Source organism: uncultured Pseudosulfitobacter sp. (genome assembly GCF_963976325.1).
In the GTDB taxonomy this organism is placed as follows: domain Bacteria; phylum Pseudomonadota; class Alphaproteobacteria; order Rhodobacterales; family Rhodobacteraceae; genus Pseudosulfitobacter.
Genome location: NZ_CAXBJW010000002.1, coordinates 697,369 through 714,203, shown reverse-complemented (window position 1 = coordinate 714,203; position 16,835 = coordinate 697,369). Strand labels below are relative to the sequence as shown.

Annotated in this window: 15 protein-coding genes; 9 read left to right on the top strand and 6 right to left on the bottom strand. The window is 62.8% G+C overall.

Annotation, left to right across the window (positions count from 1 at the left end):
* The first annotated feature begins 19 nt into the window (after positions 1-19).
* From mbfA to AAC077_RS10615, 8 genes are all read left to right on the top strand, one after another.
* Entirely contained in the window at positions 20-994 is a 975-nt protein-coding gene (gene mbfA / locus AAC077_RS10650) for an iron exporter MbfA (RefSeq protein WP_339769304.1), read from the top strand.
* 34 nt (positions 995-1,028) lie between these two features.
* Positions 1,029-1,958 carry an AEC family transporter gene (locus AAC077_RS10645; RefSeq protein ID WP_339769302.1) on the top strand — a complete coding sequence of 310 codons (930 nt, stop codon included), beginning with the start codon at positions 1,029-1,031 and terminating at the stop codon, positions 1,956-1,958.
* Between the two features lie 99 nt (positions 1,959-2,057).
* Complete coding sequence (gene fghA, locus AAC077_RS10640) at positions 2,058-2,891, top strand: S-formylglutathione hydrolase (RefSeq protein ID WP_339769300.1); 834 nt, start codon at positions 2,058-2,060, stop codon at positions 2,889-2,891.
* An 8-nt stretch (positions 2,892-2,899) separates the two neighbouring features.
* Positions 2,900-4,324: a Si-specific NAD(P)(+) transhydrogenase gene (gene sthA / locus AAC077_RS10635; RefSeq protein WP_339769298.1), complete on the top strand. Its 1,425-nt coding sequence runs from the start codon at positions 2,900-2,902 to the stop codon at positions 4,322-4,324.
* Positions 4,321-4,770, top strand: coding sequence for a YaiI/YqxD family protein (locus AAC077_RS10630; protein WP_339769297.1), 450 nt, complete (start codon positions 4,321-4,323; stop codon positions 4,768-4,770). The genes sthA and AAC077_RS10630 overlap by 4 nt, the downstream gene beginning before the upstream one ends.
* A 48-nt stretch (positions 4,771-4,818) precedes the next feature.
* Positions 4,819-5,439: an HAD family phosphatase gene (locus AAC077_RS10625; RefSeq protein WP_339769295.1), complete on the top strand. Its 621-nt coding sequence runs from the start codon at positions 4,819-4,821 to the stop codon at positions 5,437-5,439.
* A complete protein-coding gene (locus AAC077_RS10620) occupies positions 5,436-6,356 on the top strand; it encodes an ornithine cyclodeaminase (RefSeq protein ID WP_339769293.1) in 921 nt (306 codons plus the stop codon). Before AAC077_RS10625 ends, AAC077_RS10620 begins: the two co-directional genes overlap by 4 nt.
* Positions 6,353-7,276: an alpha/beta hydrolase gene (locus AAC077_RS10615; RefSeq protein ID WP_339769291.1), complete on the top strand. Its 924-nt coding sequence runs from the start codon at positions 6,353-6,355 to the stop codon at positions 7,274-7,276. Before AAC077_RS10620 ends, AAC077_RS10615 begins: the two co-directional genes overlap by 4 nt.
* Here the strand turns inward: AAC077_RS10615 and AAC077_RS10610 are convergent.
* A complete protein-coding gene (locus tag AAC077_RS10610) occupies positions 7,273-8,523 on the bottom strand; it encodes an MFS transporter (protein ID WP_339769289.1) in 1,251 nt (416 codons plus the stop codon). The two genes, AAC077_RS10615 and AAC077_RS10610, sit on opposite strands and share 4 nt — an antisense overlap.
* 148 nt (positions 8,524-8,671) lie before the next feature.
* Between AAC077_RS10610 and zapE the strand changes: the two genes are divergently transcribed.
* Complete coding sequence (gene zapE / locus AAC077_RS10605; RefSeq protein WP_339769286.1) at positions 8,672-9,739, top strand: cell division protein ZapE; 1,068 nt, start codon at positions 8,672-8,674, stop codon at positions 9,737-9,739.
* On the opposite strand, the gene AAC077_RS10600 is transcribed toward zapE, so the two are convergent.
* The 5 genes from AAC077_RS10600 to AAC077_RS10580 form a co-directional block, all read right to left on the bottom strand.
* Positions 9,724-10,131: a hypothetical protein gene (locus AAC077_RS10600; RefSeq protein ID WP_339769284.1), complete on the bottom strand. Its 408-nt coding sequence runs from the start codon at positions 10,129-10,131 to the stop codon at positions 9,724-9,726. The genes zapE and AAC077_RS10600 overlap by 16 nt on opposite strands.
* Positions 10,132-10,407: 276 nt before the next feature.
* Positions 10,408-11,682, bottom strand: a complete 1,275-nt coding sequence (locus AAC077_RS10595) for a folylpolyglutamate synthase/dihydrofolate synthase family protein (protein ID WP_339769282.1) — start codon at positions 11,680-11,682, stop codon at positions 10,408-10,410.
* Complete coding sequence (gene accD / locus AAC077_RS10590) at positions 11,679-12,644, bottom strand: acetyl-CoA carboxylase, carboxyltransferase subunit beta (protein ID WP_339769280.1); 966 nt, start codon at positions 12,642-12,644, stop codon at positions 11,679-11,681. Before accD ends, AAC077_RS10595 begins: the two co-directional genes overlap by 4 nt.
* 60 nt (positions 12,645-12,704) lie before the next feature.
* Entirely contained in the window at positions 12,705-13,610 is a 906-nt protein-coding gene (locus tag AAC077_RS10585) for a type II CAAX endopeptidase family protein (RefSeq protein ID WP_339769278.1), read from the bottom strand.
* Positions 13,607-16,705, bottom strand: coding sequence for an ABC transporter transmembrane domain-containing protein (locus AAC077_RS10580; protein ID WP_339769276.1), 3,099 nt, complete (start codon positions 16,703-16,705; stop codon positions 13,607-13,609). Before AAC077_RS10580 ends, AAC077_RS10585 begins: the two co-directional genes overlap by 4 nt.
* Positions 16,706-16,835: the final 130 nt, after the last annotated feature.

Sequence of the window (16,835 nt, the reverse complement as noted above, 5' to 3'; positions counted from 1 at the left end):
AATCCCGGAAAGACCCACCATGCGATTCAACCTTGCCCGCAAACGGTTTCGCGATCTGGACGAACAGGAAATTCTGGCGCTGGCGATCTCGTCCGAAGAAGACGATGCGCAAATCTATCGCGGCTATGCCGAAAGCCTGCGCGCCGACTTCCCCGCCAGCGCCGCTGTGTTCGATGGCATGGCCGCCGAGGAAGACACCCACCGCCAGCGCCTGATCGACCTGCACAGCGCCCGCTTTGGCCCGGTGATCCCGCTGATCCGGCGAGAACACGTCTCGGGCTTTTACGCCCGCCGACCGGTCTGGTTGACCCGCAATCTGGGGCTTGAGCGTATCCGCGCCGAAGCCGCTGCGATGGAGCATGATGCCGAACGGTTCTATCTGGCCGCCGCCGCCCGCACGCAGGACGCCGACACCCGCAAGCTGCTGGGCGATCTGGCCGCCGCCGAAGCAGGCCACCAGACCGCCGCCGAAGACCTGCACGACCAGCACCTGAGCGAAGACGCCCGCGAGGCCGAAGGCGCCGTCGAGCGCCGCCAGTTCATCCTGACATGGGTGCAACCGGGGCTGGCGGGGCTGATGGACGGGTCGGTGTCGACGCTGGCGCCCATCTTTGCCACCGCCTTTGCCACGCACAACACCTGGACCACCTTTCTGGTGGGGCTGGCCGCGTCCATCGGTGCCGGTATCTCGATGGGCTTTACCGAGGCGGCGTCGGACGATGGCGCGCTGTCGGGGCGCGGATCGCCGATCAAACGCGGGATCGCGGCCGGGGTGATGACCACGCTGGGCGGGCTGGGCCATGCCCTGCCCTACCTGATCACCGACTTCTGGACCGCCACGACCGTCGCCTTCGTCGTTGTGTTCATCGAGCTTTGGGCCATCGCGTGGATACAGAAAACCTATATGGAAACACCGTTCTGGCGCGCAGCCTTGCAGGTGGTCCTGGGCGGTGCGCTGGTCTTTGCCGCCGGCGTTTTGATCGGCAGCGGATAGACAGGCTGCAAACAGCACGCTATCCCTGTGGCCAATGTTGGCCATCTTCCTCAAGACGTTGCCGTTTTTCGCGCTGATCGGCCTGGGTTACTGGGCGGGTCGCGCACGCTTTTTCAGCCAGGACGCGACCGCCTATCTGACCAAATTCGTGTTCTACTTTGCCCTGTCGGCGATGCTGTTCCGCTTTTCCGCCAACCTCGGGCTGGCCGAAGTCTGGAACGGGCGGCTGGTGGCGGCCTATCTGTGGGGCACGCTGTTCGTCTACGGCATCGCCACCATCGTGGGCTATTTGCGCCGCCAAAGCACCGAAGTCACCGCCATCGAAGCGCAATGCGCGGTCATCGGCAACACCGGCTTTCTGGGCGTTCCCATGCTGACCCTGCTGCTGGGCGAAGCGGCCATCGGCCCCGTGGTTCTGGCGCTGGCGGTGGACCTGATCGTGTTTTCGTCGCTGATCGTCATCCTGATCACTGCCGCGCGCGAGGGCGAAATTCGCCTTGGCATCTTCAAGGCCGTCGCCCTCGGCCTGCTGAAAAACCCGATGATCGTGGCCATTTCGCTGGGCTTCATCTGGTCCGCCCTGCACATCCCGATCCCTGCGCCCTTTAACGAATTCCTCAGCATTCTGGGCGGTGCGGCCACCCCCTGCGCCCTGTTCGCCATCGGCGCGTCACTGGCCAGCAAATCCGCCGAACGGCTATCGGTCGCCGGCTGGCTCAGCTTTTGCAAACTGGTGCTGCACCCGGCCTTTGTCGCCTTTGCGGCGATCTTCCTGTTCTCGGTCGACACCTTCTCGGCCACGGTCATCATCTCGGCCGCGGCCCTGCCGGTGGCGGGCAACATCTTTATGCTGGCGCAACACTACGGCGTCGCCCCCCAGCGCGTGTCGGCGGCGATTCTCGTCTCGACCGCCATCAGCATCGCCACCGTGTCGCTGATCATCGGCTGGCTGACGGCTGTCTGACGCTTCTTTTGGCCCCAAATATCCCCGCCGGAGGCACCCGTCCTTGCCGCCCGCGCCGCCACCCGATAGCCATGCGCTAACCTTCAAAGGAGCACTGACATGAAAACCGTTTCCGAAAACGCCTGCTTTGGCGGCACCCAAGGTGTCTATTCCCACGCGTCAGACGCCTGCGGCTGCGACATGACATTCGGCCTGTTCCTGCCGCTCGAGGCACGCGACGGTCCGGTGCCCGTGCTGTGGTATCTGTCCGGCCTGACCTGCACCCACGAAAACGCCATGACCAAGGCAGGCGCCCAGGTCTGGGCCGCCGAACATGGCATCGCGCTGGTCTTCCCCGACACATCGCCGCGCGGCGAGGATGTTGCCGACGATGATGCCTATGACATGGGCAAAGGCGCGGGTTTTTACGTGGATGCGACCCAGGACCCTTGGAAACCGAATTTCAATATGTGGTCCTATATTGCAGAAGAACTGCCCAACCTGATCGCGGAGAATTTCGCAGTGGACATGGACCGCCAAGCCATCACCGGCCATTCGATGGGCGGACACGGCGCGTTGACGCTGGCGATGGGCCTGCCCGGGCGCTTCCGGTCGGTGTCGGCCTTTGCGCCGATCTGCAATCCGGCGGGCAGCGATTGGGGCCGCAAGCAGCTACAGGGGTATCTGGGGGATGACGACTCCACATGGGCGCGTCATGACGCCAGCCTGATGATGACGGCCAACGGCTTTGACGGCCCCGTGCTGGTCGACACCGGCACCGATGATCAGTTCATCGACCTGTTGAAACCCGAAGCATTGGCCGAAGCGGTTGCAAAGCGTCGCCAGCAGGCCACGCTGCGGCTGCAACCGGGCTATGATCACAGCTATTTCTTCGTCTCGACTTTCATGGAAGATCACGTGGCCTTCCACGCAGACGCGCTTTACTCAGATTAAGGACGTTCATGTCGCACTATGATCTTGTCATCATCGGGTCCGGCCCCGCAGGCCGGTCCGCCGCCATTCAGGCGGGCAAGCTGAAACGCCGCGTGCTGGTCGTGGACCGGCGCGACCGCTTGGGCGGGGTGTCGGTGCACACCGGCACGATCCCGTCCAAGACCCTGCGCGAAACCGTGCTGAACCTCAGCGGCTGGCGCGAGCGCAGCTTTTACGGGCGGTCCTATCGCGCACGGCAAGAGATAGGGGCCGAAGACCTGCGCGCCCGGCTGCACATGACACTGGATTACGAGGTGGACGTGCTGGAACACCAGTTCGCCCGCAACCACGTCGAGACACTGCACGGGGCTGCACGCTTCGTCGACCCGCATACGCTTGAGGTGGACACCGAAGCGGGCAAAAAGACCAAGATCACGTCGGACAAGTTCCTGATTTCCACCGGCACCCGCACCTATCGGCCCGATGATGTGCCCTTCAACGGGCGCACCGTGGTGGACAGCGACGACTTTCTCGAGATGAAAGAGATTCCGCGCAGCCTGATCGTCATTGGCGCGGGCGTGATCGGCGTGGAATATGCCACCATGTTCGCCGCGCTGGACGTGCGCGTCACGCTGATCGAGCCGCGCGACAGTTTCCTGGATTTCATCGACGCCGCCACGATTCAGGAATTCACCCACGAAATCCGCGAAAACGGCGTTGACCTGCGGCTGGGTGCGGCTGTGGACAAGGTTGAGGACACAGGCGCCCATATCGAGGTCAGCCTGTCCAACGGCCGCCATGTGCGCGGCGAGATGCTGTTGTTCGCCGCCGGACGGATGGGCGCCACCGACAAGTTGAACACCGCAGCCGCCGGGCTTGAGACAGACCATCGCGGACGGCTGAGCGTCGACCGCAAGACCTATCAGACCAATGTGCCGCATATTTATGCAGCCGGTGACGTGATCGGCCACCCTTCGCTGGCCTCGACATCGCTGCAACAGGGCCGCGTCGCCGCCTGTCACGCCCTGGACACGCCAACGCTGGAGGAAAGCCCGTGGTTTCCCTACGGCATCTATTCGGTTCCCGAAATCAGCACCTGCGGCATGTCCGAGGAAGAGATGCAGGAGCGCGGCATCGCCTACGAGGTCGGAATTGCCCGTATGCGCGAGACATCGCGCGGACATATCATGGGGCTGGAACACGGCATGTTGAAAATGCTGGTCAGCCTGAAAACCCGCCGCGTGCTGGGCGTGCAGATTGTGGGCGAAGGGGCGACCGAGCTGATCCACATCGCGCAGGCGGTGCTGAACCTGAAAGGGACGGTGGATTACTTCGTGCAGAACACGTTCAATTATCCAACGCTGGCAGAGGCTTACAAGATCGCCGGGCTGGATGCGTTCAACCGCATGCCCATCCCCGACGCCTATAAATCGCCACGCAAGGCCACCGAATGAGCCTGTATATCGACGCCGACGCCTGCCCCGTCAAAGCCGAGGCTGAACGGGTCGCAACCCGCCACCGTTTGAAAATGTACGTGGTGTCCAACGGCGGGCTGCGTCCGTCGCAGAACCCGCTGGTGGAAACCGTGATCGTGCCCGAGGGGCCGGACGTGGCCGACATGTGGATCGCCGACCGCGCAGGCCCCGGCGACGTGGTGGTCACGGGCGACATCCCCCTGGCTGCCAAATGCGTCGAAGCCGGCGCGCAGGTGCTGAAACACAACGGCGAGCCGCTGACACAGGCCAACATCGGCAACGTGCTGGCCACCCGCGATCTGATGACCGATCTGCGCAGCGCCGATCCCTTTCGTCAGGGCGGCGGCAAAGGCTTTACAAAGGCCGACCGCTCACGTTTTCTGGACGCACTCGAGCGGGCGATACGCACCGCCGCAAAGACATAAAGCGCCCCACGTCCCGCAGCGGAGTCCGGCGCGGGAAAGGCAAGATCTATGACCATCAAGGCCGTCGTGTTCGACATCGGAAACGTGTTGATCGAGTGGCAACCCGAGCGGTTCTTTGACAGGGAGATCGGCGGCCAGCGTCGCCGCGAGATGTTCGCCAATGTCGACCTGCACGGCATGAATGATCGCGTCGACATGGGCGAAAACTTTACCGACACGGTGATGGCTGCCGCCGATGCCAACCCCGATTGGGCCCCTGAAATTCGCATGTGGCACGATCGCTGGATCGACATGGCGGCCCCCGCCATCGACCGTTCGGCACGCCTGATGAAGGCGTTGCAGGCCAAGGGCACTCCGGTGTTTTCGCTGACCAACTTTGGCATTCAAACCTACGACATCGCCGCCAAGGTCTATCCGATCCTGCGTGAATTCGACCGTGATTTCATCTCGGGGCATATGGGGGTGATCAAACCTGATCCGCAGATTTACCAGATGCTGGAAGACGAAAGCGGCCTTTCGGGCGACGCTTTGCTGTTTACGGACGACCGCGCCGACAACATCGCCGCCGCGTCGGCGCGCGGCTGGAACACCCATCTGTTTACAGACCCCGAAGGCTGGGCCGCGCGTCTGGTGTCCGAAGGGCTGCTGACCGAGGACGAAGCGCAATGAGCAATATTCCCATCATCCCTTTCGCCGAAGGTGACGCCCTGCTGGACTGGATCGGTTTTACCGATGCGCTGGCAGCGGGCCACGACCTGCCCCCGGCCGAGATTGGCGATACGTTCCTGTACCGCGACCCTGATACGCTGCTGAACCGTTCGGCGTGGATCGACGGGCTGGGCATTGCGGTGAAATCGGCCACGATCTTTCCGGGCAATCCGGCCAACAGCAAACCGATGGTGAACGGCGGCGTGACGCTGTATTCCGACACCGACGGCACGCTTGAGGCGATTGTCGATTTCCACCTGGTGACCAAATGGAAAACGGCAGGCGACAGCTTGACCGCCGCCCGCAAGTTGGCGCGCCCTGACAGCGAAAACATCCTGATCGTGGGCGCCGGGACCGTGGGCCACAACCTGCACGCCGCCTATTCCGCAGCCTTCCCCAAGGCACGCTTTACCGTCTGGAACCGCACCCGCGCCAATGCCGACAAGATGGCGCAAGAGGTGGACGGCTTGCAGGTGGCGGACGATCTGGAAACAGCCGTGCGCGCCGCCGACATCATCACCAGCGCCACCATGTCCACCGAACCGCTGATCATGGGCGACTGGCTGCAACCGGGCCAGCACGTCGATCTGATCGGCGCCTATCGCCCCGACATGCGCGAGGTTGACGACGCGGCCTTGCAGAAATCACGGGTCTTTGTCGACAGCTTCGACACCACCATCGGCCACATCGGCGAGATCAACATCCCGCTGGAAAGCGGCGCGATCACCCGCGATCACCTGCTGGCCGATTACTATGACATCCACGCCTTCAAACGCAGGTCGGACGACGAGATTACCCTGTTCAAGAACGGTGGCGGCGCGCATCTGGACCTGATGACCAGCCGCTATATTCTGGACCGCTGGAAGGCGGGCAAATGATAGGCTGGGCGCTGCTTTTGCTGGCTGCCGTGATTGCCGTACCGTTGGTGATCGAGGCAACCCGCAAACGTGTGACCCGCGACACCCGTCGCAATGCGCCCGGCCAATTCGCCACCCTGTCGCAGGGCGTGGTTCATTACGACTGGCTTGGCCCCACACGCGGGCCGATCTGTGTGTGCATCCACGGGCTGACCACGTCGTCCTATGTCTGGGGCGGGCTGACGCGCGGGCTGGCGTTGATGGGCTTTCGCATCCTGATTTTTGACCACTACGGGCGCGGCTATTCGGACCGGCCCAAGGCGGCCCATGACGATGCGTTCTATCTGACCGAGCTTGAGGAACTGCTGGCCCATGAAAACGTCGGCGGCGACCTGACCCTGATCGGCTATTCGATGGGCGGTGCGATTGCTGCGCTGTTCGCCGCCAACCACCCCGACCGCGTGCGCCAGCTTATCCTGCTGGCCCCTGCCGGTATGGGGCTGGTCCGGTCGCGGCTGAACCGGTTTATCACGCAAACACCGCTGATCGGCGACTGGCTGATGTTGGCCTTTTTCCCACGCCAGTTGCGCAAGGGGATCAAATCCGAAGCCGCCACAAAGACGCAGGTGAAAAACATCGGCGACATGCAACAGGCCGAACTGAACTGGCGCGGTTTCGTGCCTGCGGTTCTGTCCAGCCTGCGCGGTGTATTGGGGCATAACCTGAAAGCCGAACACCAGATCATCCACCGCGCAGGCATTCCCGTGCTGGCGATCTGGGGGCGCGAGGATACGGTGATTCCGATGTCATCCGTCGGCGTTCTGGCCGAATGGAGCCGCAACGCCCACCAAGAGGTGATCGACGGCGCGACCCATGCGCTGACCTACACCCACGCGGATCAGATCCTGGAGATCATCCGCGACAACCCGCCTAAACTCTAGGCCGCTTTCGCCATCAGCCCGCTGCCCAGGGTCCGCTCGCGGATCGGCAGGTGGACGATGGCGCTGAACGCCCCGACGCCGACGCCAATCCACCAGACCATCGTATAGTTGCCGGTGATGTCGTACATGCGCCCGCCCAGCCAGACGCCCAGAAAGCTGCCCAACTGGTGGCTGAAAAACACGATGCCATACAGCGTGCCCATATACCGCAGCCCGTAAATATGCGCGACCAGCCCAGAGGTCAGCGGCACCGTGGCCAGCCACAGCGCCCCCATCCCGACCGAAAACAGGATCACCGACAACGGCGTGATCGGCAGCAGGATGAACAGCCCCGCGATCACGGTGCGGCCGACATAGATGCCCGCCAGCAGGTATTTCTTGGAAAACCGCTTGCCCGCCCAACCGGCGGTCAGCGTGCCCACGATATTGGCCAACCCGATCAGCGAAATCGCCACCGCCCCCAGCGCCGAGGTGCTGGTGATGCCGATGTTGTGCAGCACACCACCGGGCAGGATCGGGCCGCACAGTTCGGTGACAAAGGCCGGAAAATGCGCGGTGATAAAGCCCAATTGATAGCCACAGCTAAAGAACCCCAGGAAAATCAGCGTAAAGGACGGATCGCGGAACGCTTTGACCAATATCTGGCCCATGCTTTCCTCAAGCTCGGCCTTGTTTGCCGTGACCGGCGCGCGCATCAGCGGCAGTGTCAGCAGCATCGCCATGATCGCGGCTGCGAAGGTCATGAACACCATCTGCCAGCTCATCATCGTCAGCAGCCATTCGGCCACCGGCGCGCCAAACACCTGCCCCGCGCTGCCCGCTGCCGTGGCAATCGCCAGCGACATTGATCGGTTGTCGTCACTGGCGGCCCGGCCCACCACGGCCAGGATCACGCCAAAGCCGGTGCCCGCAATGCCAAAGCCCACCAGCCACGCATAGGCCTGATGTTCCAGCGGGGTGGTCGACCCGGCAGACAGCACCAGACCGATGGCATACAGCACCGCGCCGATCACGATGGCTTTGCGGTCGCCGATCTTTTCCGCGATGGCCCCGAAAATCGGCTGCCCCACGCCCCACGCAAGGTTCTGGATCGCGATGGCCAGCGAAAACTCGGTCCGCAGCCAGCCGAATTCAGCCGCAATCGGGATCTGGAACACGCCAAAGGACGCCCGCACGGCAAAGCTGACCATGATGATAAAACAACCGACCAAAAGGACAGGCGTGAAAAGCGAGGTGCGGGGGGGCATCGTGCAAGCTCCGGTACAAGGATGCGCGAACTCTTAGGCAATTGCGCTTGGTGGTCAAATCAGCATTTCAATCTGTCACGTCACGAAATTTGATGAGAACCTCGCGCCCCCTGCTTTTCAAGGCGCGACCGCTCGGCTAAGGCAGGGCATGACCAAGTTCAGCACCATCTACACGCAGTTGACCCAAGACGGCACATTGCAATCCGATCCTGCCCAGGTGGCAGTGATGGATGAATTCGACCGCATCCAAGAGGCGCTGAACACGCCCGTGAAAACCGGCTGGTTCCGCAAGGCGCCAGAAGCGCCCAAGGGGCTGTACCTGTGGGGCGGCGTCGGGCGGGGCAAGTCGATGCTGATGGACCTGTTCGTCCAGCACCTCGGCGACGTGCCCGCACGGCGGGTGCATTTTCACGCCTTCATGCAGGAAATTCACGCAGCCCTGCACGAGGCGCACCAGAACGGCGTCGAGGATGCGGTGGCCCCCGTGGCGAAAAAGGTGGCCGAAAGCGTGCGATTGCTGGCCTTTGACGAAATGCAGATCACCGACATCACCGACGCGATGATCGTCGGGCGGCTGTTCCGCGCCCTGTTCGAGGCGGGCACATGCGTGATCACCACATCGAACCGGCACCCGGACGAGCTGTACAAGAACGGGCTGAACCGGCAGCTTTTCCTGCCCGCCATTGACCTGATCAAGGACAAGATGGTCGTGCACGAAATGGTCAGCCCGCGCGATTATCGTCAGGACCGTCTGGCGGGCGAGGAACGCTTCTTTACCCCCATCTCAGCCGAAACCCGCGCCACCATGGACGCGGTCTGGCGCGACCTGACAGGGGGCGAGGCCGAACCGCTGGTGCTGAAAATCAAGGGCCGCGAGGTTGAATTGCCCGCCTATCGCAGCGGCATCGCCCGCGCGCCGTTCTACGACCTGTGTGGCAAACCCTTGGGGCCGGGGGATTATCTGGTGATTGCAGACACCGTGCGGGTGCTGATGATCGACAACATCCCGCGCCTGTCGCGCAGCAACTTCAACGAGGCAAAGCGGTTCGTGACCCTGATCGACGCGCTGTACGAGGCCAAGGTCAAGCTGATCGCATCCGCCGCCGCCCTGCCCGAAATGTTGTATGTCGAAGGCGAAGGCACGTTCGAATTCGAGCGCACCGCGTCTCGCCTGCGCGAAATGATGGCCGCCGACTGGGGTCAGCCCGAAGCGTAGCGCACGATTGCGGCCAGCAACCCTTCGGTGTCGACGCGTCCGTTGGCCTTGCGCATGTGGGCCGACACCACGAAATCGCCACGGCGCGCGGCGATGTTCAGCATCGTGTCGATATAGGCATCTGACTGCTCTTGCGACAGCGCGGTGATCAGCAGGTTTTGCAGCTTTTGGCCTGATTTGGGCGAATAGCCGTACCAGTCCAGCACGCGGTCAGTCACCCGTTTCACATCCACCGGGCGGCCTTCGGCGTCTGACATCCCACCCAGAACCTGCGCAGTGTTGGCAGGGGACGCATCCAGCATGGACCCGTCCGAACGGCTGACATCCTGTGTCCAGTCTTGTGCGGCAACCGACGGCACCTCGGCCACGTCGTCGACCGTCCCTTGGGACATCACCAAAAGCGACCCCCCTGCAACCAGCGCAAATAAGACGCTGCCAAAGGCCAAAACTGTTACAAAAGGTGTCCGTTCTTGGTGGCGCAGCTTGGGCTGCGTGCCCCTGTCGGACGCCTGAGACGTGCGGCGGTCCATAACTCTGCTCTCAAAATCTGGCGGGTTCGGGCGCAGCGCCCTCCGGCCTTTTCAGCACCACATCTAGAGCGCAGGCCAGTGAATCGTCAATATGGGCCAATGCGAACGCCCCATATCTGTGGCAAGGAAACAGCGGTTTCAGCCGTTTTCGCGCAGGATATTCCCGGCCAGATACAGCGATCCGCAGATCAGCACGCGGGCGTCGGGGTCAGCCGTCAGGATCGCGTCCAAAGCCTGCGCCACATCGTCCGCCGTGCGGGCGGAAATCCCGGCGTTGGTCGCAGCCTGGGCCGTGGTTTCAGCGGGCAACGTATTTGCCTCGCCGGGGATCGACACGGCGGTCAGGCTGACCGTGTGCGCCGCCAGCGGGCGCAGATAGCCGCCAATGTCCTTGGTGTTCAACATGCCGCAAATCAGGTGCGTGGGCCGGTCGGGCAGGTTCGCCAGCACCTGCGCCAGCGCCTCGCCCGCTGCGGGGTTGTGGCCGCCGTCCAGCCACAGTTCGGCCTTGCCTGCGCGGTCGGCCAGCGGGCCGGTGCGCAAACGCTGCATCCGTGCGGGCCACTGTGCCGCGGTAACCGCCGCGGTGCAGGCGGCCTGATCCAGCCCAAGCGCGCGCAGCACCATCAGCGCGGCACCGGCGTTTTGCACCTGATGCGCCCCGATCAGATTGGGCAGGGGCAGGTCCAGCAGGCCAGTGTCGTCCTGAAACGCCATGCGCCCGTGATCCGGCCCGATGTGCCAGTGCTGGCCGTAAACCATCAGCGGCGCGCCCAGACGGGCGGCGGTGCGTTCGATCACCTCCAGTGCGTCATCTTCCTGCGGGCCAACCACACAAGGCACGCCGCGCTTGATGATCCCGGCCTTTTCGCCCGCAATCTGGGCCAGCGTGTCGCCCAGATATTGCTGGTGGTCGATGCTGACGGGGGTGATCACCGTGATTGCCGGTTTTTCGACCACATTGGTGGCGTCCAGACGCCCGCCCAAGCCTACCTCAAGCAGCGTGTAATCCGCAGGGGTCCGCGCAAAGGCAAGGATCGCGGCAACGGTCGTGATCTCGAAATAGGTGATGGTTTCGCCGTTGTTGGCGGCATAGCATTCATCCAGAACCGCGCTCAGCGCGTCCTCGGTGATCAATTCGCCCGCCAGCCGGATACGCTCGTGAAAGCGCGCCAGATGCGGCGAGGTATAGGCGTGCACACGTTTGCCTGCCGCCTCTAGCCCCGCGCGGATCATCGCCTGGGTCGACCCCTTGCCATTGGTGCCGGCGATGTGGACCACCGGCGGCAGGTTGTTTTGCGGATTGCCCAGCGCATCCAGCAGACGCAGCATGCGGTCCAGCGTCAGGTCGATGATCTTGGGATGCAGCGCCATCATCCGTTGCAGGATGACATCCGAACCTTGCGCGGTCATTTCTTCGGTGGCACCGGCGCGGGCGCTGCCTCGGGGGCAGGCTTGGTTGCGGCGGCGGTTTTGGGCGCCTCGACGGTGGGTTCGGGCGCGGGCAGATCGCCTTTGACGGCGGGGGGCAGGCCCAGCAACATGCGGGTGATGTTGATCAACTCGTCGCGCATCTGGGTGCGCGGGGTCACGCGGTCCAGCATCCCGTGGTCCAGCAGGTATTCGGCGCGCTGGAACCCTTCGGGCAGCTTTTCACGGATGGTCTGTTCGATCACACGCGGCCCGGCAAAGCAGATCAGCGCGTTCGGTTCGGCAATATGCACGTCGCCCAGCATCGCATAAGACGCAGTCACGCCGCCCGTGGTCGGATGGGTCAGCACGACGATATAGGGCAGGTTCGCCTCTTTCAGCATCTGCACGGCAACCGTGGTGCGCGGCATCTGCATCAGGGACAAGATACCCTCCTGCATCCGCGCGCCACCGGCGGCCGAAAACAGGATCAGCGGGCGTTTAAGTTTCACGGCCTCTTCGGCGGCGGCAATGATCGCGTTGCCGACATACATGCCCATCGACCCGGCCATAAAGGTAAAGTCCTGCGCACAGGCGACGATGGGCGTGCGCCCGATCTCGCCGGTGGCGACCAGCATCGCCTCGGCCTCGCCCGTTGCCTTCTGGGCGGCTTTCATCCGGTCGGGGTATTTCTTTTGATCGCGAAAGTGCAGCGGATCGGTGTTGGGTGTCGGCACCGTCACTTGCGTAAAAATGCCGCCGTCGAACAGCGCGGCAAAGCGGTCACGCGGGGTGATGTTCATGTGGTGGCCGCAATTGGTGCAGACGTTCAGATTGTCGCTGACCTCGCGGTGGAACAGCATGGTGCCGCACTCGTCGCATTTGGTCCACAAATTGTCCGGTGTCTCGCGACGCGAAAAAATCGAATTGATCCGGGGCCGGACGTAATTGTTAATCCAGTTCATGAGTACACTTTCTGCTGGCCTGTTGGTCCCTCAGATAATGCCCAAGTCCGACAATTGCAATCAACGCCGCAAGGCAAGACGCACGGCCAGCCAACTGGTCACCATGATGGCAAAGTCGACCGGCAGCCATTGCGCCACGGCATCGGCGTCTGACGTGGCAAACGGCATGACATACAAGGCCAGCCCCGACAGGTTGTCAGGCATGGCTGTGAACAGCATGGCGATCACGTTGTTGACGAAATGCACGGCAATGGCCGTGCCAAGTGTGCCGGTGCGTGCGGTCAGATCGGCCATCAGCATACCGAAAATGCCCGCCCACAGAACAAACCAGATCGCATTGTCGCCCGCTGTCTCGGGCGAATAATGGCCCAGCGCAAACAGGGCCGAGGGCACCACCATCCACGCCAGCGGTGATGCAAACCGCGCGGCCAGTTGTTGCTGAAGATAGCCGCGAAACAGCAGTTCTTCGGCGCTGACCTGCACCAGAACCGCCAGCAGCGACAGCGGCAACAGGGCCGTCCACCGACCCAGCGGCAACTGTGGCAACATCGGCGGGTCCATGCCCCACGGCGGCAGCAGCCACAGCGCCACGCTCAGCACCACCACCGCGACGACCGCCAGCCGCATCTGCACCGCAAAGTCGCCCAGCGGTCCAAGCAGGGTCAGCGGCGACCGGCGGTGCAGGATCACGACCACGCAGGCCAGAACCACCGTCATCAAGCCAAAGCTGAACAGCAGCACGAACATTCCGGCGGGTGTGCTGCCGGTTTGCAGGTCCTGGGCAAAACTCTGCACAGTCGCGGGCGGCCAGGCCGACAAAAGCACGCTTAGGTAAAGTTGGCTCAGCACCACATAGCCGACACCGCCCAGCAGCACGCCCGCCAGCAGCCGCCACAGCGCCGGGTGGGCGCGGGCAGGCGCAACAAAACCCTGGTGCGCGGCATAGGCGGCGGGCGGGCGGATCATTCTTCGTCCTCAAGCGACGGGCCTACAGGGCTGGAGGGGTTGGGCATATTCACCCGCGCATCGCGCAACAGCTCTGCCGCGCCGGTCAGATGGGTGCCCACCGTTTGCAGCAGGTGCAACAGCACTTTGGGATCGTTTTCGTACACCGCGCGGAACTCGTCAGCGCCCAGCCGCAAGAACTTGCAATCGGTTGTGGCGGTCAGGTCCATCTGGCGCGGCTCGTTCATGATGATCGACAGATCGCCAATCACCCGACCCGGGTTCACGGTTGTGATGGGATGGCTTCCGCCTTCGTTGTCAAGATAGCTCATGACAGCCTGACCGGTGACGCACAAATAGGCCGCATCGGCGGGATCGCCTGCGGAAAACACCCGCTGACCGGCCTTCACAGGATACCACTGCGCGGCAAAGGCCAGCAAACGCTGGTTGCGCCCGTCCATCTTGCCAAACAGATCGGTGCGCCCGATCACCCGCAGCTTGCGCCGCAGATCGTCAGCGCCTTCGCCGCCTTCTTCGTCAGCGTCATGGCTTAGAATGCCGTCAATGCGCCCGTTCTTGATCTCGACGAACAGGTCGTAGGCATCGGGGTTTTCAAAGGATTCCTCCATGAAAATCAGGGTCGAATCAGGCAACAGGTCGCGCAACCCCGCGCGGGCTGCGCTGCGCTGAACGCCGTTGTGACTGGCCAACGCGCGATCCAGCACCAGAATGTCGGGCCGCTTGATCGCCGCGCGGCTAAAGGCGGCCCGCTCCTGAATAACCGTCGGAATCTTGACCCCGGCCAACCCTGTGGGAATGTCAAAGATCGTCTCGGCCACCAACTGTTGCAGGCCCTCTTCAACCAGCAGGTCCATAACAAGGGTTTCGATGTCTTTTGCGCGCGCCCCCGCCAGAGCCGACGCGCGCCCGTACAGCGCGTTCTCCAGAATCGTCATCAGCGGCAGATAGGTTTCCGGCGAGATCGGGACAAACATATCGTCCATCTGCGCCAACAGGGCAGCGCCGTGCTCATAGCGGATCTTCAGGATCTCGTCTTTGAAGCTTTCGGGGAATGCAGGGCCGAACTGTTCGGCGGTAAGGGCAAAGGGCACTGTCAGGAACAGCGCGAACTCCTCATCGTTCAATGCTGCATCGCCTTTTGCCCGACGCCGCTCGGCAATGTCGGCCAGCCGTTCGTACATCTCTTCCTCGATGCCCAGCGCCATGAACAACGGGTGGTTGGTGCCGTCCCGACCAAAGGTCTGCAACAGCGTTTCCATCAGGGTTTGCGAGATGGCGATGCCCTGCTCGGCCAGCCCCTGTTCAGAAACAAGCCGCAGAAACCGTCCTTCGTCCACCAGCGCCTGCTGGCTGATGCTGTAGCGTGGCGCGCCGAACAGCAGGTTGCCGCCCAGGGGCACCGACGGGTTGAACGTATCGGGCGAAAACCGGTGCACCACCTCGTCCAGGCCCGCTGCCTTCAACCGCCGTTCGACCTCGGGGCGCAGGGCGACGATGGCGCTGGCCAGTTGGGGGTGCAGGGCGACATCAATGCTGGCCCCCAACATACGCCGCACCATCTGGTCCTGAATGCCAATCGCATTGATCAGCTTGAACCACCAGGCGCGGATGTCCTCGGGATCGTTCAGCCCTGCGATGCCCGGATCGACCCAGTCGGCCACCAGGCTGTCGGTGCTGTTGCCTGCGCGTTGGGCTTCGATGCCTGCCTTGTCCTTCAGGCCCGGGTCCCACAGGACCGTCCGCGGGCTGGTCATCAGCGGCATCAACAGGTTGCTGCCCAAAGTGCCGTCGAACAGATAGGGCCGCGAATGGGCATAGCCGATGCGCGCCGCGATCACCGCCTGGTGCAGATCGGACAGATCATGCCCCGAAATGGTCACGTGCCCCCGTGACGGCATCACCTCGCGGGTCAGCAGTTCGGCCAGCGCCGTGCGCTCGGTCTGGTTGGTGACCTGAATGGCCACACGCGCCGCCGCCGGAATGGTCAGCTTGATGTTTTCCAGAACCGAATTGCCGTCGGCATCGCGCACCGACACGTTGTCCAGCACGATGTTGCCGTCCAGATGCGGAATGGTCCTGGGCGTGCCTTCGAACTTGTCGGCGTCGATCATGCCCTTGGGGTTGAAACGCTCGGTGACCACGTCCCAGCGCACCGACATATCCTGTACCTGGTTGTAATAGGTCAGCAGCTCTTTCCACGGGCTGGACAGGTCTTTGTAGGCCGCCAGCGCCGCGACCAGCGCCCCGACCGAGATTTGCCCGTTGATCGCCAGATAGCCGCCCACCGAATAGAAAAAGAACGGCGTAAGCTGGGTGATGAAGTTGTTAAGGAACTTCATGAAGAATTTCTTCTGGTAGATCTTGTAGCGCAGATCAAACAACAGGCCCAAACGGTCGGTGAACTGTGCCAGCCGGTAACGCCAGCCGCCATTGGTCCGCAGATCGGTCACGCCGGCAGCGCTTTCGCCAATTTCGGACGACAGCGCGCGCACCTGAACGATCCGCGCCTTGTTCAGCACGTTGATCTGCCGTTGCAACATGGGGATCAGCCACGCCTGCAACGGGATCAGCGCAACGCCCGCCAGCCCGAACCAGACGCTTTGCGCAAACAGGAACACCACGATAATCGCCATCTGACCGGCCTGAAACACCGGCTGCGCCAGCGCGTCGCCCATCAGCCCGCCCATCGGCTCGGCCTCGGAGGTGACCATGCTGACCAGTTCGCCCTGCGACGTGGTGCGGAAATAGCTGCGTGGAAACCGCAACATCCGCGCAATCAGCGTATACCGCAAACGACGCAGCATCCGTTCGGACACGATGCCCTTCATCGTGTTCAGGCGCATTTTCAGCAACCCGTGCGCCAGCACCGCCACCAGATAGATACCACACAGCACCATCAGGAATTGGACCTTGCCCATATCCACACCCCACAGGGTGACGGTGTCGGCATCGGCGCCTATGGCATCGTTGATGATCCGCTTGGGCAGTTCCAGCGTGGCGTACAGAAAGGGGAATGTGATCAGCGTGACCAGAAGCAACAGCACCTGATCGCGTTTCGAGTATTTCCAGATAAAGCTGAAAAGCGTGCGTTCCATGAACCCGCCTGATTTGCCGCGCGGGCCTGAGGGACGTAGGTGAACTTAAGTATGCCCAGCACCGCGCGAAATCAAGCTGCGGTGATGTGCGCCAACGGCCCACGCACTGTGCGCGGGGTTGCCTTGCATC